The 26,092-nt window shown below is 46.7% G+C and carries 21 protein-coding genes; 8 read left to right on the top strand and 13 right to left on the bottom strand.

The window, feature by feature from the left end; genetic code table 11:
• From ICN37_RS06005 to ICN37_RS06025, 5 genes are all read right to left on the bottom strand, one after another.
• Complete coding sequence (locus tag ICN37_RS06005; protein ID WP_216155633.1) at positions 1-2,193, bottom strand: TonB-dependent receptor; 2,193 nt, start codon at positions 2,191-2,193, stop codon at positions 1-3.
• A 79-nt stretch (positions 2,194-2,272) separates the two neighbouring features.
• Entirely contained in the window at positions 2,273-2,644 is a 372-nt protein-coding gene (locus ICN37_RS06010; protein ID WP_216155635.1) for a DUF2946 domain-containing protein, read from the bottom strand.
• A gap of 114 nt (positions 2,645-2,758) precedes the next feature.
• Entirely contained in the window at positions 2,759-3,958 is a 1,200-nt protein-coding gene (gene oxlT / locus ICN37_RS06015; RefSeq protein WP_237767790.1) for an oxalate/formate MFS antiporter, read from the bottom strand.
• 585 nt (positions 3,959-4,543) lie between these two features.
• Positions 4,544-5,011: a DUF1854 domain-containing protein gene (locus ICN37_RS06020; protein WP_216155642.1), complete on the bottom strand. Its 468-nt coding sequence runs from the start codon at positions 5,009-5,011 to the stop codon at positions 4,544-4,546.
• A complete protein-coding gene (locus ICN37_RS06025; RefSeq protein ID WP_216155645.1) occupies positions 5,008-7,341 on the bottom strand; it encodes an ABC transporter ATP-binding protein in 2,334 nt (777 codons plus the stop codon). Before ICN37_RS06025 ends, ICN37_RS06020 begins: the two co-directional genes overlap by 4 nt.
• Positions 7,342-7,545: 204 nt before the next feature.
• Between ICN37_RS06025 and cphA (ICN37_RS06030) the strand changes: the two genes are divergently transcribed.
• Together cphA (ICN37_RS06030) and cphA (ICN37_RS06035) are read left to right on the top strand one after the other, a co-directional pair.
• The gene (cphA, locus tag ICN37_RS06030) at positions 7,546-9,738 is read left to right on the top strand and encodes a cyanophycin synthetase (protein WP_216155648.1); all 2,193 of its coding nucleotides are present in this window, start codon (positions 7,546-7,548) and stop codon (positions 9,736-9,738) included.
• Complete coding sequence (cphA, locus tag ICN37_RS06035; RefSeq protein ID WP_216155651.1) at positions 9,739-12,309, top strand: cyanophycin synthetase; 2,571 nt, start codon at positions 9,739-9,741, stop codon at positions 12,307-12,309.
• A gap of 71 nt (positions 12,310-12,380) precedes the next feature.
• Here cphA (ICN37_RS06035) and ICN37_RS06040 read toward each other — a convergent pair whose 3' ends face one another.
• On the bottom strand, positions 12,381-13,379 hold the full coding sequence (locus ICN37_RS06040) for a class 1 fructose-bisphosphatase (RefSeq protein WP_255538476.1): 999 nt from the start codon (positions 13,377-13,379) through the stop codon (positions 12,381-12,383).
• A gap of 169 nt (positions 13,380-13,548) precedes the next feature.
• Here ICN37_RS06040 and ICN37_RS06045 point away from each other — a divergent pair, with 169 nt between their 5' ends.
• Positions 13,549-13,752 carry a DUF2191 domain-containing protein gene (locus ICN37_RS06045; protein WP_072583756.1) on the top strand — a complete coding sequence of 68 codons (204 nt, stop codon included), beginning with the start codon at positions 13,549-13,551 and terminating at the stop codon, positions 13,750-13,752.
• A gap of 2 nt (positions 13,753-13,754) precedes the next feature.
• Complete coding sequence (locus ICN37_RS06050) at positions 13,755-14,138, top strand: type II toxin-antitoxin system VapC family toxin (RefSeq protein WP_216155655.1); 384 nt, start codon at positions 13,755-13,757, stop codon at positions 14,136-14,138.
• 4 nt (positions 14,139-14,142) lie between these two features.
• Here ICN37_RS06050 and pepN read toward each other — a convergent pair whose 3' ends face one another.
• The 5 genes from pepN to ICN37_RS06075 form a co-directional block, all read right to left on the bottom strand.
• A complete protein-coding gene (pepN, locus tag ICN37_RS06055; RefSeq protein ID WP_216155657.1) occupies positions 14,143-16,752 on the bottom strand; it encodes an aminopeptidase N in 2,610 nt (869 codons plus the stop codon).
• A 45-nt stretch (positions 16,753-16,797) separates the two neighbouring features.
• On the bottom strand, positions 16,798-17,373 hold the full coding sequence (locus ICN37_RS06060; protein ID WP_216155660.1) for a TMEM165/GDT1 family protein: 576 nt from the start codon (positions 17,371-17,373) through the stop codon (positions 16,798-16,800).
• A gap of 86 nt (positions 17,374-17,459) precedes the next feature.
• Positions 17,460-18,578 carry an alanine dehydrogenase gene (ald, locus tag ICN37_RS06065; RefSeq protein ID WP_215320327.1) on the bottom strand — a complete coding sequence of 373 codons (1,119 nt, stop codon included), beginning with the start codon at positions 18,576-18,578 and terminating at the stop codon, positions 17,460-17,462.
• 12 nt (positions 18,579-18,590) lie between these two features.
• Positions 18,591-19,916 (bottom strand): amino acid permease, encoded by a 1,326-nt coding sequence (locus ICN37_RS06070; RefSeq protein WP_304609646.1) that lies wholly within the window; start codon positions 19,914-19,916, stop codon positions 18,591-18,593.
• Positions 19,917-20,218: 302 nt separating this feature from the next.
• Entirely contained in the window at positions 20,219-20,968 is a 750-nt protein-coding gene (locus ICN37_RS06075) for a ThiF family adenylyltransferase (RefSeq protein WP_215320332.1), read from the bottom strand.
• A 22-nt stretch (positions 20,969-20,990) separates the two neighbouring features.
• Between ICN37_RS06075 and pdxH the strand changes: the two genes are divergently transcribed.
• Positions 20,991-21,626 carry a pyridoxamine 5'-phosphate oxidase gene (gene pdxH / locus ICN37_RS06080; RefSeq protein WP_216155666.1) on the top strand — a complete coding sequence of 212 codons (636 nt, stop codon included), beginning with the start codon at positions 20,991-20,993 and terminating at the stop codon, positions 21,624-21,626.
• A gap of 13 nt (positions 21,627-21,639) precedes the next feature.
• On the opposite strand, the gene msrA is transcribed toward pdxH, so the two are convergent.
• Complete coding sequence (gene msrA, locus ICN37_RS06085) at positions 21,640-22,212, bottom strand: peptide-methionine (S)-S-oxide reductase MsrA (protein WP_216155669.1); 573 nt, start codon at positions 22,210-22,212, stop codon at positions 21,640-21,642.
• A gap of 49 nt (positions 22,213-22,261) precedes the next feature.
• Between msrA and ICN37_RS06090 the strand changes: the two genes are divergently transcribed.
• Positions 22,262-23,659 (top strand): coniferyl aldehyde dehydrogenase, encoded by a 1,398-nt coding sequence (locus tag ICN37_RS06090; protein ID WP_216155671.1) that lies wholly within the window; start codon positions 22,262-22,264, stop codon positions 23,657-23,659.
• Between the two features lie 36 nt (positions 23,660-23,695).
• On the opposite strand, the gene ICN37_RS06095 is transcribed toward ICN37_RS06090, so the two are convergent.
• Entirely contained in the window at positions 23,696-23,890 is a 195-nt protein-coding gene (locus tag ICN37_RS06095) for a hypothetical protein (protein WP_216155674.1), read from the bottom strand.
• 64 nt (positions 23,891-23,954) lie between these two features.
• Here ICN37_RS06095 and ICN37_RS06100 point away from each other — a divergent pair, with 64 nt between their 5' ends.
• Together ICN37_RS06100 and ICN37_RS06105 are read left to right on the top strand one after the other, a co-directional pair.
• Positions 23,955-25,505, top strand: coding sequence for a DEAD/DEAH box helicase (locus ICN37_RS06100; protein WP_216155677.1), 1,551 nt, complete (start codon positions 23,955-23,957; stop codon positions 25,503-25,505).
• A 2-nt stretch (positions 25,506-25,507) separates the two neighbouring features.
• Positions 25,508-26,080 carry a chorismate lyase gene (locus tag ICN37_RS06105; RefSeq protein WP_216155680.1) on the top strand — a complete coding sequence of 191 codons (573 nt, stop codon included), beginning with the start codon at positions 25,508-25,510 and terminating at the stop codon, positions 26,078-26,080.
• The last annotated feature ends 12 nt before the right edge of the window (positions 26,081-26,092 follow it).

Raw genomic sequence — 26,092 nt, forward strand, 5'->3', positions numbered from 1 at the left:
TTAGAAGATGATACGTGCACCGACAGTAATGCTCTGTGGTTGCCCAGCGATATAACTCCCTTGACTAGTTCCCGTACCGTAAGTGATGTAGCTTCGATTGAACATATTGATCACACTGGCAAATACTGAGGCTTCTGGCGTTAATTGATGGTTCACCTTTAAACCAACAACTGCATAGGAAGGAACTGGTAAGGTGTGTGCGCCATCCAACCAAGAATTACCAATATAACGAACATTGGCTGTCAGACTGGTCTTTGGAAGCGGCATATAGGTCACTCCTGCATAACCCATGTTTTGTGGCACACCGCCAACCTGAGATCCAATTGGATTTAAGGATGCACTAACCCCCGAGCCAATCCAAGTAAGAATGGTGTTCGTATGGGTATATGTACCATCAACAGCCCACTGAGTATTGAGATCATGATGTGCCTGTACCTCAAGCCCACGACTTTGAAGATTCTGATTATTGCCGTACAAGCTAAATGTTTGGCCATTAGCTCCGGTACAAACTGAGATTGGACAACCTGCAGCAGCAGCTTGTGCCTGAGAAACATTGGGTGCATAAACTGCGTTTTTTACATTCGCATTAAAGCCCGTGATCTGCACAAAGCCCGCATTCCAACGATAGTCAGTCCCTAGTTCATAGCCAGTCATGTTCTCGGGGCTCAGCAATGGATTGGCCAGGCTAACGCTCGTTGAATTTCCATAAGTACGAAGCGTGTTGTTCAAACCAGGCGCATGGAAACCCTGATAGGCCGCCCCCCTAAAGTCCCACTCCTTAGTAGCCTGTAATAACAAGCCCAGATTAGGGCTGAACTTATATGCAGTTTGATTAGGGACATTGGTGTAATTTTGAACACCATTTGCACCTGCGATCCAATAGGTTGGGGTCTGGCTTTGCCATTGATCCTCTCGAAGTGAGAGAGTAGCTTGCAATGGGATGGCATCTGTTTTAGCCTTCATTTGCGCCATCACACCATAAAACTGTTGCTGACCTTTTGCGAAATCAGAAGAGGTAACCACTCCATTTGCATATCCAGCAGCAGAACTAAAGGAATTCGTTAAATTCTGTGCAGCTACCTGTCTTCCATCAACACTTACTACTACCTGATTAATGGTTTGATCCTTTAAGTCATGGGTATATTGCGCAGATGCCCCCAGTGTTGAATAAGGATCGTTATAGTTGGCACTAATATAAGCTGGTGTTGCACCGCTATTGCTGACATTTTGCTGCCAAAGAGTGGTGTTTTCATAAAACGCATTCACCTGAACCTTTTGCGCTGCACTCAAACGCGTAGTTGCTCCTCCAGAAAAAGTAGTTTCTTGAGTTGTCTTGGTAGCAAAGTTATATCCACCAGTTGGAAGATTTTGCATATCGTGGGAACCAAGATTAAAAAATGCATCCGTATCAGAACTTAATTTCAAGGCTCCTTGAAGTCGGTAATTTGCACTGTTAGCACTTTCAGGACCCATCCCAGGCAATAGTGGTGCAGACTGCCCTGCTTTATTCTTTACTGGGTAGACTGTTGCCGGAGAAATAGTGGGCTGGTTAATATAACCATCCGTATTAAAGTAGTCCGCAGATACTCGCAGCTTTAATACGTCATTTACTGCCACTTCTTTTGAAGCAGCCACATTGCTTGTATTGTATGAACCATAACTGGCAGACACTTCGCCTTTGTTATCGTTAATGGGCTTGGTAGTGATGTTGATTAAACCACCCATGCCATAGTTGCCATAAAGATTGGAGACGCCACCGCGAACCAGCTCTACATCCTGCACTGCTGAGAGCGGGACCAGATTCCATTGAATAGTTCCATACATAGCGTCGTTTGCAGGCAGTCCATCAATCAATGCCAGAGTCCGCGCAGCACCAAGACCACGGACATTCAAACTCTGACCGGTGGGGTCCTTTTCATAATACGGTTGATCATTTAAAAACACACTTGCTTGATTCTTTAAGACCTGGTCAACCGTCATTTCCGGGGCGTTTTGAATATCTTCATTCGTCAAAATAGAAGTGTTTTGAGTCATGTCCTTTAGCTCGGTACCAGAGCGAGTGGCACTAACAACCACATCACCTATTTTTTGACCGTAGTCGGGTGGCTGCGCAATTTGTGCTTGCGCGTTGATTAGTACAGACCCAAATAGCACACCCACGCATACGCTGATTTTCTTTTGCTGAAATAACATTTACCGCTCCACTGAACAATACGACAACGTATTGATTAAATCGTTGCCAACTACATAGCTAGGCTATGCCCTAATTTGATTAGGCTTGTACTGGTGGAGCTGCTGAAGGCGGGGTTATCCAAACAGCAAGTGGTTTGGGTGATTGGTAGAAAAGTTGAGGCAGCAAAGCGAAAGTCTGCGGAGCTTCAAATCTGAGATTAGTGTTGAATGCCGGAGTGATAACGCTCTGCGCTACACAATACGGGCAAGGCTTCATTTGATTGGCAACGTCTTTCCCGTCATCTTGAACATCGATTTGCATCTTGCTGCCATCGACAGAACAAATCTCCATTGCAAAACCTTCGCCATGCTTAGCGACTGAAACTGCTTGAGATGCAGCCGGCGCCAGCGCACTCATTGCAATTGCCAAGGCAGCAATCCAGTGAACGAAGCGGTTTTTGGAGGAATTCATGATGGAGTGATTTTATCTGATTTTCCCCAACCTCATCTTGGATTTGCCCTCGTATTGGTGCAGGCAATAAAAAAGGAGTCCGAAGACCCCTTTTGACAAACTTAGACTGCTACTTTAATGACCAGCATTCTTGTTGGCATCATCAATAAAGCGCTTACGAGCCGGCGCCAAAATGAACTTTGCCGCAAAGGCCGCAGTAATTGTCACGATTGCGCCCGCAATGAAAACCGTATTCCAATCCCCGGTTGAGGAAAGAATGGATGCCAAAGGCACCAACAAAGAAGCAGTTCCTTTTGCTGTGTATAAAGTGCCGGCATTACCAGCCGCATTTTTCACACCAAATGTATCCGCACAGATCGCTGGAAAGATCGAGAAAATTTCACCCCAAAACAAGAAGATCAATGCAGCAAAAGTCATAAATGCATATGGGTCTTTACCAAAATGCATCAAACCGAGCATTGATAAACCTTCACCAAGGAAAACGAAGAACATTGTGTTCTCCCGCCCAAAACGATCCGAAATAAATCCACACAGAGGGCGAGTAAAGCCATTGCACAGGTTATCAATTGATAAAGTCATTGTGAGTAGCGGCAAAGTAGTGCCGAATAACACCATTGGCAATTTCGCGAGACCCCAATCTTTAGCAATCGGGCCAATTTGCGCAGTTACCATTAATCCACCAGCAGCTACAACCACGAAGATGACATAGATTAGCCAGAACAAAGGTTTTCTGATCATTTGTCCGGAGGTGTAATCCACTTTAGTTGTAACAATGCGAGGCGCAGCCTGCACCCCCTTTGGTGGGGTTGGCTTAGTCATGAGCAATGCTAAACAAAAAATCAATGCGCCTTGTGCAAGGCCAAAGAACAAGAAAGCATGTTCATATCCATCAGAAAGAATCATGTTGCCGATTGGAATTACGGTAATTGCTGCACCAGCACCGAAGCCAGCAGCAGTTAAGCCCGCGGCAAGACCGCGCTTATCCGGAAACCATTTGAGCGCATTTCCAACGCAAGTTCCATACACGCAGCCAGCACCAATACCCGCTACGACAGCTGCCGCATACAACATTTCGATTGAGTTGGCATAGCTATCCATCACCCATCCGGCAGCAGCAAAGATTGAACCAATCAGAATAACAATTCTTGGACCAAATTTATCCACCATCCAACCTTCAACAGGGACTAACCATGTTTCAACTACGATGAAGATAGAAAAAGACAATTGAATTGCAGATAAGGCCCAACCGGTTTTGATTTGAATGGGGTTAACAAACAAAGTCCATGCATATTGAAGATTGGCAACCAATCCCATGCAAATAATCCCAAATACCAACTGCGCCCAACGGTTATGCCATGGCTTAATCACTGTCCGTGCTCCTTTTAATTATTTCTCTTATAAATTTCACGCCCTCTTTAGGGGCTCAATCATTCTCAAACATCATCCTCTTTATTATCTTGATTGGAATCAAGATAATTTTATTTGCGCACTAGTGATTACCCCTAAGCCAAGTAATTGAATTGCAAGGCACTTCCACTTAGTTGCCAGCATTCCCAATTCCCCTTGGTCATAAAAAAAGCCACCCGAAGGTGGCTTTTGAATTGCTGTAATTTTTAAATTACATGCCGCGGTAAGCGCCGTCAAAATCATAGTGACGAGCTGGCTTGTCTTGGCTTGGCTTGCTTTCAGAAAAAAGCTGGTTGATCATATTCAATAAAACAGTCATTTGAATCTCCTTAAGGGTTAGTACCTAGATTATAACCCTAATACTAATGCAGTGCAGCAGGCCTAAAACACGGATGCGCAAGTCGTAACCCTCTGTTTTGACAGAGAATTCACTCAATTGGGGGGGTGCCCTGGTGGCGCCTGCCGAACTGGGATTGGCAGGGTAAATCTTTTTTAGCGGAACCGATCTAGCAGTTTTTTGCTGACTTTATCCAATTGCGTAGAGTCTTTGATGATAAATTGTAGTCCGTTGGAATCGGCAATAAGCAATGTATTGCCAGCAATTCGACGAATATCTTCCTCACCCTTGAGGCGAATTCGTGTTGGACCTCGATCCGTTTCGATATCCCAAATACTAGGAGTGGCGAACGTAGAAACCTTAGTGATCTTCTCAATGACTGGCATGAACTCGCGCTCAGCCAGTTCTTCCTCGATCAATCCAAGTTCTGCTTCAGAAATAGCGGTGACATCCGGGAACCAACAAAGCTCTTTTCCAGATTGATTCATGATGCCAATACCCGCAGCAGGCGCGGTAATTGGAAAAGCTCTGACAGGATGAACGCCAATGTGTCGCTCACCTTTGTTGTCGATAAAGACTAGACGGCCTAGCGCATCACGCTCTAACTGATGAGTCTGACTCATACTCCACCCCCAACGTGCTTAGCTACTTCTTCCAGTTTTTCTTCTTGCTCTTCTTCCAGACTTTCACCAATAGCACCGCCTTCAACGAGCTCTGCAGCATGACGCAGCTGGGCTTGATACAGGGTGTAATACGCGCCCCGGGCTTCCATCAGCTGATCGTGAGAGCCTATTTCCACAATCTCACCTTTATCTAGAACCACTAAGCGATCTGCTTTTCTTAAGGTGGAGAGGCGATGGGCGATTGCAATCGTAGTGCGGCCCTTAACCAGGTTATCCAAAGCACGCTGAATTTCTTTTTCAGTAGTGGTATCAACCGAGGATGTTGCTTCATCTAGGATCAAAATACTTGGATTAATCAGCAATGCACGAGCAATGGATATGCGCTGACGTTCGCCACCAGAAAGTGATTGACCGCGCTCCCCTACCAAGGAGTCATAACCTAAAGGAAGGCGAAGAATAAATTCATGGGCATGAGCGGCGCGTGCTGCCTCAATAATTTCTTCGCGAGTTGCATCTGGTTTACCGTAAGCAATATTCTCTGCAATCGTGCCAAAGAATAAAAATGGTTCTTGCAATACCAAACCAATACGCTTGCGATAGTCAGCAATTCTGATACTGCGAATATCACGACCATCCAAGGAAATCGATCCTGCACTCACGTCATAGAAGCGGCAGATCAGGTTCACCAAAGTGCTCTTACCGGAACCACTATGACCTACTAGGCCAATCATTTCTCCGGGAGCAATATCCAAGTCAACGCCTTTAGAAACAGCACGATTACCGTAACGGAAGCCTACGCCACGCAGGGAGATGCGGCCTTTGACTTCACCCAAAGGCGCTGGATTGATAGGCTCAGGAACGCTAGAGACGTGATCCAAAATATCAAAAATACGTTTAGCGCCAGCAGCGGCTTTTTGTGTATGCGAAACAATCCGACTCATAGAATCTAAACGAATATAAAAACGTCCGATATAGGCCAAGAAAGCAATCAAAACACCAACAGAAATTTTCTGGTGCGCAACTTGCCAGATACCAAAACCCCACACCACTAGTAGACCGGTTTCAGTTAGCAAGGTTACCGTAGGAGAAAATAATCCCCATACGCGATTCACGCGATCATTGATTTGTAGATTATGTTTATTAGAATCCACGAAGCGCTTCAGTTCGCGATCCTCTTGGGCAAAGGCTTTGACTACCCGAATGCCTGGAATAGTGTCCGCCAAAATATTAGTTACTTCAGACCAGATGCGATCAATCTTTTCAAAACCAAAACGCAAACGATCGCGCACTATATGAATCATCCAAACAATGAATGGCAATGGTGCCAAGGTAACTAAGGCCAGCAAAGGATCAATGGATACCAGGATGGCCGCGGTCATAGTGATCATCAACACATCGGTAGCAAAGTCCAGCGCGTATAAGGAGAGGAAAACGCAAATACGATCGGTCTCAGCGCCAATGCGGGCAATCAAGTCACCAGTTCTCTTGCCGCCAAAGTATTCCAGCGAAAGTTTGAGTAGGTGCTCGAAAGTAGTATTGCGTAAATCAGCACCAATGCGCTCACTCACCAATGCAAGTAAATAGGTCTTCCACCAACCCAGACCCCAAGCAACAATTGCAGCGCCAAACAATGCCAACAGATACATGCTGGCCAAATGAAAATCAATAGGATTGCCGCGCTCATATGGAATCAACACATGATCCATTAATGGCATAGTGAGGTAAGGCGGAATTAAAGTCGCACCCGTAGATAGCAGGGTCAATACAAATCCCAGCAACAATTGTTTCTTGTAGGGCCGTGCAAAACGCCAGAGTTTAAATAGCGTCCAAGTAGATGGCGGTGCATCGTCCTCAGGATCACAAGTCGGACAAGAATCCGAATTCGCGGGCTTAGGACTTAAGCAAACTGGGCAAACTTGCTTGTCATACTCGCTGACCTCACCATTGCTAACTTCTTCACCACGAGTTAATTGCTTAAAACTGGACTGGAAGCGAAGCACTTGGGGATTAACCGCCAAGGTGAAATTCCAGGAACTCAGCAATTTATCGGGGGTTTCTAGGCGTAGATGCCCTACTCCAGCATGATCACCGTGGATTAAATGGGTGTTTTTCTCCAACTTCCAGGAGTGAAATACCTTGCCGTCCATCCAAAATAGACCTTGTTCGTTGAGCAAAAGCAGGCTTTTTTCAAAGCGTAAATCGGCGCCTAAATCGAGCTCAACCCACGCTAGCAGGGCTTCGGGGCTCTTTATCGGGGAAGTTTCAGCCTCCAAAATAGCCAGCCAATAGCTAGGTAGCACAGGGGCAAAAGGTAGGATTTGTGGCTTCATTGACCTTAAAAGTATAGTGGAGCTGAATTTTTTAGATTTATTGCTCCTGTCAACTTTAGAGGGTCAAAAGCCGTTAAATTGTCTAAGTAGGCCCTTTTATGTATTTTTGCCAATTTTGTGAGTTTTTCAAATAACTATTAGAAACAGAGAGACTGTCTGACGCGTCAACGCCAAAAGCTGGCGCTGACCATCGCAATACTGCATATGCCCCAATTACTAGATAAATCCATCGAGATTCTGAGCGTTAAGCATCTCCGTGGTCCCAATATGTGGACTTACCATCCCGTGATTGAGGTTTGGCTCGATATTGGCGATTTAGAGGACTATCCCTCTAATCTGATTCCTGGCTTTTATGACCGCTTAGTAAAAGCCCTCCCAAGTCTCGTTGAACATCGCTGTAGTTATGGTGAAACCGGCGGCTTCCTTAAGCGCGTTGAAGAAGGCACATGGCCTGCACACATCATGGAGCACCTCACGCTTGAACTACAAAATTTAGCCGGCATTCCTGGCGGATTTGGTAAAGCACGTGACGGTGATAGGCGCGGCGTTTATAAAGTCATGGTTAGCGCCATCAATGAAGAGGTCACACTTACCGCCCTCAAATATGCGCGTGACCTTTATTTAGCTTTAGCGCAAGATAATGCTGATTGTGTTTCTCTTGTGCAAACCATCATCGAAAATTTACGTGACCTTGGTGATGATCTATTGCTTGGGCCAAGTACGGCATGCATTGTGAATGCAGCGGAAGAGCGCGGCATTCCATCGATTCGTTTGTCTGAAGGCAACCTGGTTCAACTAGGCTATGGCGCCAAACAACGCCGCATCTGGACAGCAGAGACCGATCAAACGAGCGCAATAGCTGAAACCATTTCTCGCGATAAAGATTTAACTAAGAGCTTGCTACGTAGCGCTGGAGTTCCAACACCCGAGGGTAGAACCGTTACCAGCCCTGATGATGCCTGGGAAGCTGCACAAGATATTGGCTTACCGGTAGTAGTGAAGCCAATTGATGGGAATCATGGCCGCGGTGTATTTATCAATCTCTATACCCAACAAGAAATTGAAGCCGCTTACGCTGTTGCGATTGATGAAGGTAGCGAAGTATTAGTTGAGCGTCATATTGTTGGTGATGAGCATCGCTTACTAGTTGTAGGCAACAAAGTAGTTGCTGCCGCAAAAGGTGAAACCGTATGGGTCACTGGTGATGGCAAACATACCGTTCATGAGCTCATTCAAATACAGATTAATTCTGATCCCCGTCGCGGCACTGCGGAAGAACATCCTCTTAATCCTGTGCGCATAGATTCTGCAGTAGAGCTCGAGCTGGCACGTCAACAATTAAAGGGTGATAGTGTTCCTGCAATAGATCACAAAGTACTCATTCAGAGCAACGGCAACGTGGCATTTGACGTCACTGATTCAATTCATCCTGATGTTGCCAGTCAAGTAGCCTTAGCTGCTCGTGTCGTTGGTCTTGAAATTGCTGGCGTTGATTTAGTGGCTCAGGACATTAGCAAACCATTGGCAGATCAAAACGCTGCCATTGTTGAAGTCAATGCTGGTCCTGGCCTGCTGATGCATCTAAAGCCTGCCAGCGGCAAACCACAACCCGTTGGCAAGGAGATAGCAAATCACCTCTTCCCGCCTGGAGTGGATTTCCGCATTCCAGTAGTTGGCGTCTGTGGTGAACGAGGCAAAACCCCTGTCGCCGAAATGATTGCCCATTTCTTACGCTTAACTAATGTGTATGTTGGACTGTCTTGCAGTAAAGGATTGTTTTTCGGCAACCGCGCCATTCCCAATTCCAATGCATCGAATTGGGAAAATGCCCGACGCACTCTTCTGAATCGTGCAGTAGAAGCGGTGGTGATTGAGAACAATCATTTGTCAATGTTGATTGAAGGCTTAGCTTACGATCGTTGCCAAGTTGGCGTAGTTCTCAATGTCGATCCAACAGCCAACTTCCCGCAGTACGCTATTTACGATGAAGACCAAGTCTTCAGCGTTGTACGCACCCAGGTTGATGTCGTTCTTCCAACCGGTGTTGCCGTACTCAATGCTGATGATCCAATGTGCGTACAAATGGCCGAGCTTTGTGATGGTCAGGTGATCTTCTTTAGCGAGAATTCGGACTCTGAGATTGTCAAAGCCCACTTAACAAACGGCGGTCGTGCCGTTGTCATTGGTAAACAGCAAATTACCTTGAAGTCTGGAATGCTGGATCAGAAATCTATTCCTGTGCCGCATCACTCAGAAGCCAACCACTCTACTCCTTGGAAAACCATGAATTTAGGTGCAGCTATAGCAGCAGCCTGGGCTCTGGAAATTCCATTTAACGTTATCGAAGCAGGCGCAGAAACATTCGTGCCTGACGCCACTACTGCTACAGGGGCTTAATTGGAAATTACCCGTATTCGCATGTTGCGCGGCCCAAATTTATGGAGCCGCCACACCGCCTTAGAAGCGATTGTTTCTTGTGATGAGTCTGAACGCTCAATCGACTCTATCCCTCAATTTGAAACCAAGATTCGCGAGCGCTTTCCTCAGCTAGGGAGCATGCGTCGCGGTGGCCACAATGAAGTGCTTTCTTTAGCCCATGCTCTTGAGCATGCAGCGCTTGGTCTTCAAGCTCAAGCGGGTTGCCCCGTTACCTTTAGTCGCACAGTGCAAACAGTCGATGTTGGTGTTTATCAAGTGGTAGTGGAATACACCGAAGAAGTCGTGGGTCGCATGGCTTTCGACTTTGGTTTTGCTTTGATTCAAGCAACACTCAACGATGCGCCATTTGATCTCGCTGCCGCCCTCTCAGAGTTAGAAGCTCTTTACGAAGACGTTCGCCTTGGACCAAGTACTGGATCCATTGTTGATGCCGCAGTACAACGTAACATCCCCTACCGCCGCATGACTGAAGGCAGCATGGTGCAATTTGGTTGGGGCAGCAAACAAAAACGTATTCAAGCTGCAGAGACTAGCGATACCAGCGCAATTGCTGAAGCGATTGCCCAAGATAAAGAACTCACCAAGAACTTACTTGCCGCTGCTGGCGTGTCAGTTCCTATTGGCGAAGTAGTTACCACCGCTGATGATGCTTGGCGTGCCGCTCAAAAAATTGGCGGTCCGATTGTTTTAAAGCCGAAAGATGGCAATCAAGGCAAAGGCGTTGTTGCCAACATTCAAACTGAAGAAGAAGTGCGCGCTGGCTTTGTTGTCACTCAAGCCTTTGGCCGTGAAACGATTGTTGAGCGCTATCTTCCTGGTGCAGACTATCGCCTACTCGTCGTTGGCAACCGCCTCTCGGCCGCTGCTCGGCGTGAGCCAGCACAAGTAGTTGGTGATGGCAGTCACACCGTTGCCGAACTTGTTGAAATCGAGAATAAAAATCCATTGCGTGGTGATGGTCATGCAACAGCATTAACCAAAATTCGCTTTGATGACATTGCCATGGCGCATCTTGCAAGCTCTGGTCTTACCCCACAATACGTGCCCAAGACTGGCGAACGCGTTCTGCTCCGCAATAATGCCAATCTCAGTACAGGCGGAACCGCTACTGATGTTACCGATGATGTACACCCGGATGTAGCAGCGAGCGCAGTCGCGGCCGCCCAGATGATTGGACTTGATATTGCTGGTGTAGACATCCTTTGCGAAAATATCTACAAGCCATTGGAACAACAAGGTGGCGGTATTGTTGAAGTCAATGCTGCGCCTGGTTTACGTATGCATCTCAAGCCTTCGTATGGCAAAGGACGTCCCGTTGGCGAAGACATCATCAATATGATGTTCCCACTAGGTGAAGATGGCCGCATTCCAGTGGTAGCGGTTACCGGCACGAACGGTAAAACTACTACGGTGCGCCTTATTGCTCACCTGTTAAATGAAACTGGCCTACGCGTTGGCATGACAGGAACTGATGGCGTTTACATCAATCATCGCCTCATCGATACCGGCGATTGCAGTGGTCCTAAAAGTGCTCGCAATGTATTAATGCATCCCGATGTAGATGCTGCCGTACTTGAAACTGCTCGCGGTGGAATGCTCCGCGAAGGTCTTGGCTTTGATCGCTGCGAAGTTGCGGTGGTAACCAATATTGGCGAAGGTGATCACTTAGGCCTTAATTACATTACTAGCGTTGAAGATTTAGCCATTCTCAAGCGCGTGATTGTGCAAAACGTTGCCCCAACCGGTGCCGCAGTACTCAATGCGGCAGACCCAATGGTTGTGAAGATGGGTGACAAGTGTTCTGGTCGAGTGATTTTCTTTGCCCAAAATCAACATCACCCAGTCATTGCCGCTCATCGCGCTAAGAATAAAAAAGTCATTTATTTTGATGGCACCTACATTGTTGCCTCCAAGGGATCGCGTGTGATGTATCGCTTCCCCGTTAGCGAAATTCCCCTGACCCAAAATGGCGTACTAGGCTTCCAAATTGAAAATGCCATGGCTGCGATTGGCGCAGCCTGGGCTCTTGGTCTTGATGCCGAAAAGATTGCTCGCGGTTTACATAGCTTTGAAAGCGATCCGAATTCCGTACCGGGACGCTTTAATCAATTTCAACATAATGGCGCCACCGTCATTGCTGATTATGGTCACAACCCCGATGCTATGCGCGCCCTTACTAGCGCCGTTGAGGCCATGAAACCCAAGAAGAGCCACGTGGTTATTAGCGGTGCAGGCGATCGTCGTGACGAAGATATCCGTGATCTAACCCGTATCTTGGGCAACTCATTTGACAACGTCATTCTTTATCAAGATGCCTGCCAACGTGGCCGTGAAGATGGCGAAGTATTAAAGCTATTGCAAGAAGGCTTAGTTGGCGCCACTAAGGCCAAACAAGTCAAAGAGATTCATGGTGAATTTAAGGCTATTGATACAGCTCTAAATGATCTTGCTGCAGGCGATATTTGCTTGATTCTGATTGACCAAGTGGAAGAGTCTCTTGCTTACCTTAAACAACAGGTGAGACCTTAATCACAACTGTATGGTCATTAAAAAAACCCAATCGCTTGATTGGGTTTTTTATTAGTGAATTACTAATGCACTTATGAGTGGTAGCTCTGAATACGATCAATCTCTTCTTTAGAGCCGAGCATTACAGAAACTCGCTCATGCAAGTCTGTTGGCTGCAAATCCATAATGAGATCCGTTCCATTAGTAGATGCACCACCCGCCTGCTCTACCAGGAAACTCATTGGATTGGCTTCGTACATCAGGCGCAACTTACCTGGCTTGTGCGGTTCACGCTGATCCCATGGGTACATAAATACCCCGCCACGAGATAAAACACGATGCACATCCGCCACCATCGAAGCGATCCAACGCATATTGAAATCCTTGTCACGGGTGCCACTGACGCCAGCTAAGCACTCCTCAACATAACGACGTACTGGGTCAGCCCAGTGGCGCATATTGGACATATTGATTGCAAACTCTTTGGTTGAATGAGAAATCTTTACCGCATCCTTGATGAGCAGAAACTCACCAGTCACTTTATTCAAGGTAAACATCACCACACCATCACCCAAGGTCAAGGCCATCGTGGTTTGAGGTCCATACACTACATAACCCGCAGCAACTTGATGACGCCCTGACAATAAAAAGTCAGAGGTCTGTAACGGTGCATTCGGGTCTTGTTTCTTGAGAACAGAAAAAATAGTTCCAATCGACACGTTCACATCAATATTAGATGAGCCATCCAGTGGATCAAACAGTAGCAAGTAGTCACCTGTGCCCTGGACTGGAACTGGGAGCTCCATTTCTTCTGAAGCTAAACCTGCGAGCGATTTACAACCTTTAACGCCATCAATTAATAGATCGTTAGCAATGATGTCGAGCTTTTGCTGAACTTCACCCTGTACGTTGCCGGTGCCAGCAGAACCCAACAAGCCAATCAAGGCGCCCTGCGCTACTTCATGACTGAGAGTTGAGCAGGTATTAACAACCGCGATCAGCAAATCTTGCAATCCAGCCGGGATAGCAACGCCAGCTGGCTTCGTGGAGGTCAAATATTGCTTGAAATTGATATGGGTACTTGAGGACAAAGGTATTTCTCCAAAGCTCTATTGAAATTAAGGTCTATTTTGCCTTGTTCCGAATGCCAACCTCAAAATATTGATATTTCCCATCTAAATGATCATTTGGGCAATAAACCACTCTAATTTTGATGTTCTTTTAGATGTTATAATGCATCAATAATGATGAGAGATATATATGAGAACTACTGTCACGATTGACGACGATCTATATCAAAGAGGTTTGGATCTTGCTGACCCTGATATGGATAAAGCTGATCTCTTTAGGGAGGCCATTAACGTATTCATAAGAGTTCAAGTTGCTAAGAGGTTGGTAGCATTGGGTGGTAAATCACCTCAGATGAAGACTATTCCTCGCCGCAAACCGAAGGATGGCCAGTAATCATGACCATGGTTTTAGTTGACACATCAGTCTGGGTAGCTCACTTTAGAAAGTCAAATGTATCTTTCGAAGCTCTACTACTAAATGACCAAATACTGTGTCATCCCCTAATCCAAATAGAATTAGCCTGCGGATCACCCCCATCGCCACGCTCTAAAACCTTGGGCTATATTAAAAAATTACGACAAGCAACTATAGCCACCCCTTATGAAATATTGGAGTTTATTGAAAAGCATCAACTTCAAGAATCTGGATGTGGGGCAATTGATGTGTCACTCCTTACATCAACTCTGCTTTCAGAAAATGCCCAGCTTTGGACTCTGGATAAGAGCCTAGAAAAGCTTGCAATTCGATTGGGTATTTCGTACGGCAATAAGCTCCATTAACTTCTTAGTTACCCAGCGCCTTTCCAATCACTTCCCTTACATCGGGAGAAAGTGTTGGGCATGCAGAAACACGCTCTAGAGCCGCTTTCATATGATCTTGATAGGGCTGGGCAAATAAACGCCAGCGGTCCAGCGCTCTTGCAAGACGAGCCGCTACTTGAGGATTAATAGGATCTAGAGCTAATACGCTATCGGCCCAGAACTCATAACCACTGCCATCCGCCTGATGAAAGCTAGCAGGATTGTTGGCGCAGAATGAATGAATCACGCTGCGAACTCGGTTTGGATTGTTCAATTTGAATGCAGGATGCTCGCGGAGCTTCTTCACCTCAGTGAGGGTGGAATTAAGACCGTCAACTGGGGGACGACTGGATTGCAAGCCAAACCACTTATCGATTACCAAGGCGTCATTGGCAAATCGATTGTAAAAATCAATTAAGCAATCTTTAGCTTGTTTTGCGCCGTGCACCACTAATGCGGCTAAGGCTGCATAACGGTCAGTCATATTGTCATCAATTTGATATTGATTGGCTGCCATTGGCGCCCATACTGCTGGTGCCGCCTCCAGCAACATACTCAATGCTAGATTTTTCAGGGCACGCTTACCAGCATCTACCCCATCAGACTTAAATGGTCCAGGTGTTTGCATCTGCTGATACAAGGCAGCCCACTCAAGTTGTAACTGTTTCGCAATTTCTTTACGGAAAGCGCGTCGCGCAGTAAATATCTTCTGAGGATCTACGCTCGTGCATTGCTCATACAAATAAGACTCTGCAGGCAGCGTTAAAGCCAGATCCTTAAAGGCGGGATCCAAATTAGGGTCTAGCAAGATATTGCGATACGCCTCAATCAGTTTTTCATCAGGCAAACGATTATTTAAAATCATTTGCATCGCCAACTTCTGACCAGCCTCCCAACGATTAAATGCATCATCATCGCTTGAGAAAAGTGTTAATTGATCTGCCTCGGATTGCTCAAAATCTAAATTAATTGGCGCTGAGAAGTTGCGATTAATCGAGAGAACTGGACGTTCTTCGATATTGTCAAAAGTCCAAGTTTGAGTTTCTTGTGTTAATTCCAATAACTGCTCTGCTTGGTCATTCGCCTTTGTAATTAAGCGCATCTTCAATGGAATATGAAAGGGCTTCTTCTCCGGCTGACCTGGACTAGGCGCACAGCTTTGTGTCAGCGTCAGTTGGTACTGTTTTTTGGCGGCGTCATAGTGCTCTTGCACCTTAACCCTTGGGGTGCCTGCCTGGCTATACCAATTCTTAAACTGAGTCAGGTCCTTGCCATTGGCGTCTGCCATCGCAGCCAAGAAATCATCGCAGGTAACCGCCTGACCATCATGGCGCTTAAAGTAGAGATCCATTCCTTTGCGGAAGCCGTCTTTACCCAAAAGAGTTTGATACATCCTAACAACTTCTGAACCCTTCTCATAAACAGTAACGGTATAGAAGTTATTGATTTCTTGATACTCATCCGGGCGAATCGGATGCGCCATTGGGCCTGCATCCTCAGGAAATTGCAATTGACGAAGCAAGCGAACATCTTCAATCCGCTTTACTGCCCTGCCGGATTCACTACCCATTTGATCAGCAGAAAACTCTTGATCTCTAAATACAGTCAAACCCTCTTTCAGGGATAACTGAAACCAATCCTGGCAAGTAACGCGGTTACCTGTCCAGTTATGGAAGTACTCATGAGCAACGACACTCTCAATATTGGCAAAGTCTGCATCTGTCGCAGTTTCTGGCTGGGCAAGAACAAACTTGGTATTGAAAATATTCAAACCCTTGTTTTCCATTGCCCCCATATTGAAGTCACTTACGGCCACAATCATAAAACGCTCTAAATCCAACTCCAATCCAAAACGCTTTTCATCCCAATGAATAGAGGCAATCAGGGAGTCCATTGCATGTCGAGTCTTCTTGAGGTCATGCGGCTCAACCCAGATCTGCAGTAACTTCTTAGCACCGCTACTAGTGGTAATAGTTTCTTCAATGCATTCCAACTTACCAGCAACCAAGGCAAACAAATAGGATGGCTTAGGAAACGGATCTTCCCAAGTAGCACTATGCCACCCATTAGGTAGTTTTTCTGTAGTCAGTAAGTTGCCGTTGGATAACAGCACCGGACACTCTGCTTCGCGCGCACGCAATGTCACGCGATAACGCGCCATCACATCCGGGCGATCCAAGAAGTAAGTAATCTTTCTAAAACCCTCTGCTTCACATTGAGTAAAAAAGGTCCCGTTGGAAACATACAAGCCCATCAGAGTAGTATTTTTCTCGGGGACGCAAACGCAAATAATTTCTACGACAAACTTTTCTTTACCTTCATTTGGCAGCGAATGAATCGTCAGTGTTTCTGGTTTTAATTCAAAATGACGATGGGCTTCACCATTGATGCGCAAACTAACAAACTCGAGCTCTTGTCCTACCAAAACCAAGGGGGTGCCTGCCTTAAAACTTTTGCCCGGCAAAACCTCAATGCGACTCTTCACAATGGTTCGCGCTGGATCTAGAGCGATATCGAGTTCAACATGATCGAAGGTGTATGCAGGCGGGAGGTATTCGAGCCTACGAAAGCTCAGGGGGAGATCGGTTTTCATGAGCCTATTTTAAGTCTTGGCTGGCAGCTGGGTTGGTTCGCTATCTCAGGCCCATACCAGGGTAGCCAAGCCAATTGCAATAAAGGTGACGGCTGCCACTGCATGCACCCACTTAATGGGCATGCGTTTCGTGAATTTCTGACCAATCCAGACGGCAGGGGCATTTGCCAGCATCATCCCCAATGTGGTGCCAACCGTTACGGAGAATACGTCCTCATAACGGGCGCCTAAGGCAATGGTCGCAATTTGCGTCTTATCACCCATCTCAGCCAAAAAGAATAAGCCTACCGTGAGTAAAAATACTTGGAGAGCCCTATCGGCTACCTTAGAACCAGCCGCATCATCAATATGATCTGGTACTAGTAACCATAAGCCGATTCCTAAAAAGCTCAAACCCAAAATCCAACGCATCACATCCGGTGACACTAGGGTGGTAAGCCAATGACCCAATAAGGCAGCACAAGCATGATTAGCAATCGTGGCAATTAAGATGCCCGCAATGATCGCTAACGCCTGCTTGGGATAGCGAGCCGCTAGCATCAATGAAAGTAATTGGGTTTTATCGCCCATCTCCGCTAGGGCAACCACCCCAGCAGAGAGGGTTAAGGCTGAAAAATCCATAAATGACTAGGTCCAGTAGGTTTTGCGTATTAGGGCTAGTTTAAATCCTAGCCCTCACTAGACCCACTCAATTTGGATATGTATGGCTACGCCACTAAAAGCTCCTCGGCTATTGCATAGTCCAAACCTTGAGCCATCGCAACAGGTTTAGATGTCAGCATCCCTTTGTGCACACTCAAACCATTGCGCAAGTGATGATCAATTGAGAGCGCTTTCATAACTCCCCGGTTTGCCAAAGCCTCAACAAACGGATAAGTCGCGTTGGTTAAAGCAAAGGTAGATGTTCTTGCAACTGCTCCGGGCATATTGGCAACGCAATAATGAATTACACCGTCCACCACGAAGGTTGGGTCCGCATGCGTAGTAGGCTTGGATGTTTCAAAACAGCCACCTTGATCAATGGCAACATCCACCACAACCGAACCAGGCTTCATTGTTTTAATCATGTCATGCGTAACCAACTTGGGAGCTGCTGCACCAGGTAGCAAAACCGCTCCAATCACGACATCAGCTTCACATACCTCTTGTTCAATCAGTAAACTGTCAGAATAAAAAGTTCTCACTCGATTGCCATAGAACATATCGATCTGGCGTAAGCGATCAATATCACGATCAAAGATGCAAACATCAGCCCCCATGCCAACCGCTATTTGCAAAGCATTACGGCCCACCACTCCACCACCCAGAATGACAATCTTTGCTGGCGATACACCAGGAACACCTGCCATCAACACACCTAAGCCACCATTGGTCTTTTCTAAATGGGATGCAGCTGCCTGAATAGACATGCGGCCAGCTACTTCACTCATGGGCGCCAATAGAGGGAGGGCGCCATTCATAGCAGTCACTGTTTCATAGGCAATACAGGTAGCGCCTGATTGCAACAAAGCTTTTGTCTGCCTTGGATCTGGTGCTAAGTGTAAATAGGTAAACAGAATTTGATCCTCGCGCAACATGGCACATTCTTGCGCCTGAGGCTCTTTGACTTTTACAATCATCTCCGCCCTTTGAAACACTTCTGCTGCACTATTCACGAGGCCGGCACCGGCAAGCCGATAAGACTCATCCGTTAAGCCAATTTGCTCGCCAGCACCTCTCTGAATCAGAACAGAATGCCCCTGCTTACAAAGTCCACTGACATTACCGGGGGTTAATCCAACCCGGAACTCATTATTTTTAACCTCTTGAGGTACGCCAATAATCATTGCCTTCTCCTATTATTTAAAGTCACGTTGGTTTGCTGTTTTGCGATGTAGGCCCACGACATAAAACATTGCGAGATACACGCCCAATAAACACGGCCCCACGATGAGTGCGATCCGTGCATCCTCATGAAAGCCCATCAACACCACCACCAATCCGATAAATGCCAGAGCAAACCATGAGGAATACGGCCACCAAGGAGCGCGATACCCTAATTCTGCCACTTGGGATTTGGACAGCGAGCGACGGAATTTGATCTGTGTAATCAAGATCGCGATCCAAACCATTAAGCCAATAAAGGTCACTGCAGCCATCATGTATTGAAAGGCTTTGTCAGGTACAAAGTAGTTCAGTACTACACCTGACATGCAGACTCCGACTGTGGTCATCACCGCACGATGAGGAACGCCGTACCTAGAAAGCTTTGAGAAGGATCTGGGAGCGTAGCCGTTAGACGATAAGGAGTACAACAAGCGTCCACCGCTAAAAATGCCGGCATTACAAGAAGAGAGCGCTGCAGTGATCACGACAAAGTTAATTAAGCCTGCTGCTTCTCGCAAACCCAGCCTCTCAAACATTACTACAAATGGACTGCCTTGCTGCCCAACTTGATTCCAGGGAAAGATAGTCAAAATAACCAAGATGGCACCCATATAGAAAATGAGAATACGCCAAGCTAAAGAATCAATGGCCATCGGAATGGTTTTTTGTGGGCTCTCTGCCTCGCCCGCAGAAAGACCAATCATTTCTATACCAACATAAGCAAACAAGACCATTTGCAATGACAACAACATTCCGCCGATACCATTTGGAAAGAAGCCGCCGTGTTGCCATAAATTATTCAGGCCAATGGGCTGCCAATCATTCGTAAAGCCAAACAAGATGACTGAACCTCCAAGCGCAATCATCGCGACAATCGCAACTACTTTAATAAGGGCAAACCAAAACTCAAACTCTCCAAATACCTTTACTGCAATCAGGTTGATTAAACCCATCATCACGATAGAAGAAAGTGCCCAAATCCACTGCGGGGTCTCAGGAAACCAAATGCCCATATAGATGCCAACCGCTGTAACTTCAGCAATTCCAACCACAATCCAATAAGTCCAATATCCCCAACCCACCATATACCCCGCTAGTGGACCCACATACGTATTGGCGTAGGCTGCGAAAGAACCGGCTACAGGTTCATGCACCGCCATTTCACCAAGTGTCCGCAGAACAATGAAGGCAACAATGCCTGCCAGCAAATAACCCAGAAGAATAGACGGACCTGCTATTTGAATTGCGCTAGCTGACCCCAGAAATAATCCAACGCCGATCGTTGAGCCTAAGGCCATCAAACGAATATGCCGTACTTTGAGGTGACGTTTTAAGCCAGATTGTTCAGTCTGCAAGGGAGACCTCCTTTCGATTTGTCATTGGCAACTTGCCAACGGAGCAAAGTCTAGGGAGGACTGGTGATCAGTACTAGAGGAGGAAAATTACTAAAGTGATAAATTAAGTAAATCTATTTAGGAAAATATTGAAATGTCTTTGAAATCAACGCAGAGTTTGAAATAAATTATTTCTGATTGCAAAAGAATCAGTAATTTCCTATAGGGAATCCCCTTAAGGATTTACGGCAATTTTTGAGAAAAATTTACTGCGCAGAGATGAGATTCAGAATTTCTGCTGCAGCTGCAAGCCCACAAGCAGCCGTTACCATCACGGTAGAGCCATAACCCGTGCAGGCGAGGCCTCCGCTGGAAGCCCCCGCTCGTGGTTCATACGAGTAGATCGCGCGAATGCCCATTTTTTTCTTGAGATTTCTAGAGAAACCATGATCCTGTCTTAACCCTTGGCGAACCTTAGCCAATAAAGCATCTTGTTCGGTACGAGAAAGATCTTCGCAGCGTACTGATGTGGGGTCTGACTTGCCACCAGCGGCGCCACACATGACTAAAGCACGATTATTTTTCACGGCCCACACTGATAAAGCAATTTTGGTTTGTACTGAATCAGTCGCATCCAATACCAATGCATTTGCTGGAATGAGTCGATCTAAGTTTTCTGGCTCCAAGAATTCATCGTAAGCAGTCAACTTGATCTCTGGGTTAATTTGCAGAATGCGCTCCTTCATCGCCTCGACTTTTGCTTTACCGAACTGCCCTTCTATGGCGTGCAGCTGTCGATTGGTATTGCTTTCGGAGATATGATCAAAATCAATAATGACAAGGTGTCCAATACCAGTTCGGGCTAAGGCCTCTGCGGCCCAGGACCCAACTCCACCTAGACCAGCCACAACAACCGTTGCATTCAGAAAGCGCTCGCGCAGTTCTGGCCCATAGAGTCGTGAGACCCCGCCAAAACGACGATTTTCTAAGCTGCCTTCTACCTTGTCTTCTGCCATAGCTTCTCTTTATACTGAATAAATGGACCCCATTGCACAACTTCGCAAAAACTATACCTTTGGTCAGCTCTCAGAGACCGAGGTTCCCCAAGACCCGCTTCAGCTTTTCAAGCTTTGGTTTGATCAAGCGGTGAAAGCAGAGTGTCCTGAACCCAACTCGATGACCTTGGCAACAGCTAACGAAGCCGGCAATCCATCAGCCCGTATTGTCTTACTAAAAGGCGCAGACCAAAACGGCTTCACCTTTTTTACCAACTATGAGAGTCAAAAAGGCAAAGACTTGGCTATCCGTCCTCAGGCAGCCCTGCTCTTCCATTGGCATGAATTAGAGCGCCAGGTACGTATTCAGGGTGTTGTTGAGCGAGTTAGCGCAGCTGAAAGTGATGAGTACTTCCATTCTCGCCCAGCCGCTTCCAGAATTGGTGCCTGGGCCTCGCCTCAGAGCGCCGCCATCCCAAACCGTGAATTCTTAGAAGAAGCGGAAAAACGTTTTAAGACAGAGTTTGGCAATACCCCTCCACGTCCAGAACATTGGGGTGGTTACCGCCTGCGCCCCAATGAAATTGAATTCTGGCAAGGTCGCCCATCTAGATTGCATGACCGCATGCACTACAAACTAGCAGGTGCCAACTGGCGAGTGAATCGCCTAGCGCCCTAGAGACCTTTAATCCTCAGGAATACTGCGGCGCTATGAGTGATTTAAATTTCGCTCTAAATTTAGCTAGCTTAGGTGCAACTACTGCCATGCAATATCCTTGATTAGGATGCTGCTGAAAATAATTCTGGTGATAGTCTTCTGCAGGATAAATAGTTGGCGCAGCATCGATCTGAGTGACCACTGGGTTGACGTAGATTTTTGAATCTTCAAGTTCTTTCACTACTTCATGCGCAATCTGGGACTGTTCTTCGCTATGAGTAAAAATGACTGAACGATATTGCGTACCATGATCGTTGCCTTGATAGTTCAAGGTAGTTGGGTCATGAATCACGAAAAGGATTTCCAATAAATCCCTAAATGAAACGATTTGCGGATCAAACAAGATATCGACAATCTCGGCATGGCCTGACACACCCGTGCAAACAGCCTCATAAGTCGGATTGGGTCTAGCGCCACCGGCGTAGCCAGAAACCACAGACCGAACTCCTGAAATTTGCTGGTAAACCGCTTCCAAACACCAAAAACAGCCCCCACCCAAGGTTGCACGCTCTAAAAGGGGTTCTTTTTTATCTAAATTTGTTTCCATGGCTTTATCCTAATGCCTTATTCCAATACCTGCCAACTATTAATAGACTATGAATCGCTTCACTATCCAGCTCGATGAAATGAAAGCAGCTTATGCTGCAGAACCAAACCCTACTCTCGAAGTGAGACTGGATCGAATTGCCCGCATTGAAAAAATGATTGAGGCAAATGAAGAAAAAATCTGTAAAGCGCTCGAGGCTGACTTCGGAGTACGCCATCCAGTGGAGACAAGGCTTGCTGAATGCCAGATGATCTATCAGGCATGCAAGTACACCCGCAAGCATCTCAAAGAGTGGATGAAGCCAGAGCAAAGAGAAGTTCCATCCCATATGGGCGCTTCACAAGCCTGGGTTGAAAGTCAATCGCTTGGCATAGTTGGCATTCTGAGTCCCTGGAACTATCCGGTTCAATTAGCGCTCATTCCAGCAATCGCCGCTTTTGCTGCTGGTAACCGTGTTTGGTTAAAGCCTTCTGAACGAAGCTCACGCACCTCTGGATTTATTGCCAGCTTAATTCAAGAATATTTTCACCCTAGTGAGTTCTGCGTCACTACTGGTGGCCCAGAAGTAGCTGAGCAATTTGCAGCACTGCCTTTTAATCATCTTTTCTTCACTGGCTCGGGAGCTATTGGCAAAAAAGTGATGCGTGCTGCCGCAGAAAATCTGACACCAGTCACTCTGGAGCTTGGCGGTACAACGCCCGTTATCATTGATAAGAGCGCCAAACTCAAAGATGCTGCTGCATCCATTGCTTACGGCAAATTACTGAACGGCGGTCAAACTTGTATTGCCCCAGACTATGTTTTGCTAGAGCAAGGCATTCAAGCAGAATTTATTCAAGAATTACAAACTGCAGCTCAAGTTCAATTTAGCAAACCAGAAGAACTAACAGGCCCGATTGATGGGCGCCAATTGGAATACTGGCAACACCTAGTCAGCGATGCGCTTGACCGTGGTGCAAAAGTGATTTCTTTACTCAATAACCCTGGTGCTGGTGCAAGACCGTTTGAACCTATCGCATTGATCAATGTTCCGCCAGAAGCCCGCATTCTTCATGAAGAAATCTTTGGGCCCATACTGCCGATCGTGACTGTTGCAGATACCTCGGCAGCGATTGCTTATGTAAACAACAAACCCAATCCCTTGGCTCTATATTGGTTTGGCAAAGACAAAAAGAATATGAAGCGCGTTTTACATGAAACGTGTTCTGGTGGCGTCACTATTAATGACACACTCCTACACATCACCATTGAAGACCTTCCTTTTGGTGGAGTGGGAGCGAGTGGTATGGGGAGTTACCACGGCAAAGCAGGCTTTGATGCCTTCAGCCATCAAAAGTCGATTCTGGAAGTACGCGGCTTTTTTGGTTTAAACCTTTTCAAGGGAACTAAAACAGCGCGTCCTCCATATGGAAAAGTGACTGAGTGGCTTTTGCGTTACCTCAAATAAAGAATCAAACAAGTAATACTTGAATGACTAAGCTCATTAGATGAGGGCTTTATCTCTCCATTTGCTAATTAAGTCGGGAAAACCCTTGTAATCGAGTGCTGAAAATGCCATAATAGGAGGCTTTTTAAAGCAATTTGATTCATCGCCCCCCAGCTCTATTTCAGCGATTAGTTTAGAAGTCATAAACACAACAACGCTGCCGCTTGTCTGATGGTCGATGCCTTTGACCATCGCACCCTATAAAAACCATGGGTGCAACATACGGAGACATCCTTTAAAGGGGATGTGTAATAGCATGACTTTTTCTAAAGAAACTAATCATGAGTCGAAAGACTCAAAGAGCACTGGAACTGAGTTCCAGAATTTTGCCCTAGCGGCTTCACTCCTTAAAAACGTTGCTGAACTGGGTTATACCCAAGCCACTTCCGTGCAAGCTCAGGTTATTCCTGCGGCTTTAGCTGGTGGTGACTTATTGGTCAGCAGCCAAACCGGTAGCGGTAAAACCGCAGCCTTTTTATTGCCTTTGATTAATCAACTCATCGAAGACAACCCGAACAACTCACCGGTACCAGGTCGCGCACAACCTAAAGTGTTAGTGCTCTGCCCTACTCGTGAATTGGCTCAACAGGTATCTGCTGATGCAGTGAACTTAGTTCGTGGCATGAAAGGTATCCGTATCGCAACTGTGATGGGTGGCATGCCATACGGCAAGCAGATCCAGGCATTAAAAGGTGCATTGTTAGTTGTTGCAACTCCAGGTCGTTTGCTCGACTTGTGCGATAGTAAAGCAATTCGCTTAGACGATGTTAAGCAACTCGTTATCGATGAAGCAGACCGCATGCTTGACATGGGATTTGCTGACGACCTCGAGGCAATTGATAAGCGTTGCGCAGGCCGTAACCAAACTTTGATGTTCTCTGCAACTTTTGCGCCAAAGATCATGTCTTTAGCAAACGAGTTGACTACAGATGCTAAGCGTATTGAACTTGCTCACGCAGGTGAAAAGCACGCCAACATTGAACAGAAATTACATTGGGCTGACAGCATGTCACACAAGCATAAATTGCTCGAGCACATTTTGGCTGATGCCGATTTGGATCAAGCGGTTGTGTTTGCAAGTACTCAGATTGAGAGCGAAAAAATTGCTGACACATTGCGTGCCAATGGCTATGAAGCAACTGCCCTACACGGCGCAATGCCTCAAGCTGTGCGTATGCGCCGTCTCGAGTCTTTACGTAAAGGTCACACCAAGATTTTGGTTGCGACTGACGTAGCGGCTCGTGGTATCGATGTGCCACGTATTAGTCACGTGATTAACTTTGGCCTGCCAATGAAACCAGAAGACTATACGCATCGCATCGGTCGTACAGGTCGTGCAGGTCGCAATGGTGTTGCTATCACTTTGGTTGAACATCGTGATCGCGCGAAGATCCGCAATATCGAACGCTTCACACAGCAAGATATCGTTGCTTCAGTCATCGCCGGTCTTGAGCCACAAGCCAAGCCAAGCTTTGGTGGCGGCGGTGGCCGTTCTGGTGGCGGTCGTTCTGGTGGTGGCGGTGGTCGCTCTGGTGGTGGCTTTGGTGGTGGCAATCGCTCTGGAGGTGGTGGCGGTCGTTACGGCTCAGGCGCTCGTTCAGAATCTCGCTTTGGTGGTGGCGGTTCAGGCGGCGGCAATGCTGGTGGTCGCTCAGACGATTCACGCCCAGCACGCTCTGCTGATTCACGTCCTGCGCGTTCGGCTGACTCACGTCCGGCACGCTCTGGTGACTCACGTCCAGCAGGCGGACCACGTTTTGCTAAACCAAAGGCCGGCGGTCAACGTCGCAGCTTTAGCGGTAGCTAAAAATGATTCACCGCAATCGTCTCCGTTCTGCATGGAATCGAGTCGGTTCCGGTGAAATCTATCGGGCGCCACGCGAGTGGCAACCTTGGCTAAGCGATACCGGGTCTCTCACCCAAAAAATTGAGAATGCAATTGGGCAAAAGCTAGAAATTCAGGTTTTGCGTGATTGCCCTCAATCACTCAATAGCGACGAAAGTCGCTATTTTCATTTCAAGCTCAGACGCTGCAGAGTACGTGAAGTACTACTCTGCTCAAATGGCATTGCCTTGGTTATGGCACACAGCGTCATTCCAACACTCAGCTCCAGCGGCAGTAATCATCAGGTCTTGCGATTAGGCACTAAGCCATTGGGTGCGGTCTTATTTAGTAAAACTCGTAAACAATCTAAGGCAAAGCCGCCGCGCGATATTGCGCGCCTTGATAAAAGGAGTGAATTATGGAAAAAGTGCTCTAAGTACTCTGCCGGCTTGAGCTCGCCATTATGGGCACGACGTACCCTCTATCGCTTAAAAGGTCATCCTATTTTGGTAAATGAGATTTTTTTGCCTGCCTTGTTACAGACTGCAAAGCGTTGATTATTCGCCTTT

The sequence above is a fragment of the Polynucleobacter sp. P1-05-14 genome, assembly GCF_018881675.1.
In the GTDB taxonomy this organism is placed as follows: domain Bacteria; phylum Pseudomonadota; class Gammaproteobacteria; order Burkholderiales; family Burkholderiaceae; genus Polynucleobacter.

Bases quoted from the DNA above. Each gene is read 5' to 3' on its own strand.
- ICN37_RS06005 (WP_216155633.1), bottom strand. From the start codon at position 2,193: ATGTTATTTCAGCAAAAGAAAATCAGCGTATGCGTGGGTGTGCTATTT.
- ICN37_RS06010 (WP_216155635.1), bottom strand. From the start codon at position 2,644: ATGAATTCCTCCAAAAACCGCTTCGTTCACTGGATTGCTGCCTTGGCA.
- oxlT (WP_237767790.1), bottom strand. From the start codon at position 3,958: ATGGGATTGGTTGCCAATCTTCAATATGCATGGACTTTGTTTGTTAAC.
- ICN37_RS06020 (WP_216155642.1), bottom strand. From the start codon at position 5,011: ATGAGTCAGACTCATCAGTTAGAGCGTGATGCGCTAGGCCGTCTAGTC.
- ICN37_RS06025 (WP_216155645.1), bottom strand. From the start codon at position 7,341: ATGAAGCCACAAATCCTACCTTTTGCCCCTGTGCTACCTAGCTATTGG.
- cphA (WP_216155648.1), top strand. From the start codon at position 7,546: ATGCCCCAATTACTAGATAAATCCATCGAGATTCTGAGCGTTAAGCAT.
- ICN37_RS06045 (WP_072583756.1), top strand. From the start codon at position 13,549: ATGAGAACTACTGTCACGATTGACGACGATCTATATCAAAGAGGTTTG.
- ICN37_RS06050 (WP_216155655.1), top strand. From the start codon at position 13,755: ATGACCATGGTTTTAGTTGACACATCAGTCTGGGTAGCTCACTTTAGA.
- pepN (WP_216155657.1), bottom strand. From the start codon at position 16,752: ATGAAAACCGATCTCCCCCTGAGCTTTCGTAGGCTCGAATACCTCCCG.
- ICN37_RS06060 (WP_216155660.1), bottom strand. From the start codon at position 17,373: ATGGATTTTTCAGCCTTAACCCTCTCTGCTGGGGTGGTTGCCCTAGCG.
- ald (WP_215320327.1), bottom strand. From the start codon at position 18,578: ATGATTATTGGCGTACCTCAAGAGGTTAAAAATAATGAGTTCCGGGTT.
- ICN37_RS06070 (WP_304609646.1), bottom strand. From the start codon at position 19,916: ATGGCCTTAGGCTCAACGATCGGCGTTGGATTATTTCTGGGGTCAGCT.
- ICN37_RS06075 (WP_215320332.1), bottom strand. From the start codon at position 20,968: ATGGCAGAAGACAAGGTAGAAGGCAGCTTAGAAAATCGTCGTTTTGGC.
- pdxH (WP_216155666.1), top strand. From the start codon at position 20,991: ATGGACCCCATTGCACAACTTCGCAAAAACTATACCTTTGGTCAGCTC.
- msrA (WP_216155669.1), bottom strand. From the start codon at position 22,212: ATGGAAACAAATTTAGATAAAAAAGAACCCCTTTTAGAGCGTGCAACC.
- ICN37_RS06090 (WP_216155671.1), top strand. From the start codon at position 22,262: ATGAATCGCTTCACTATCCAGCTCGATGAAATGAAAGCAGCTTATGCT.
- ICN37_RS06095 (WP_216155674.1), bottom strand. From the start codon at position 23,890: ATGGTCAAAGGCATCGACCATCAGACAAGCGGCAGCGTTGTTGTGTTT.
- ICN37_RS06100 (WP_216155677.1), top strand. From the start codon at position 23,955: ATGACTTTTTCTAAAGAAACTAATCATGAGTCGAAAGACTCAAAGAGC.
- ICN37_RS06105 (WP_216155680.1), top strand. From the start codon at position 25,508: ATGATTCACCGCAATCGTCTCCGTTCTGCATGGAATCGAGTCGGTTCC.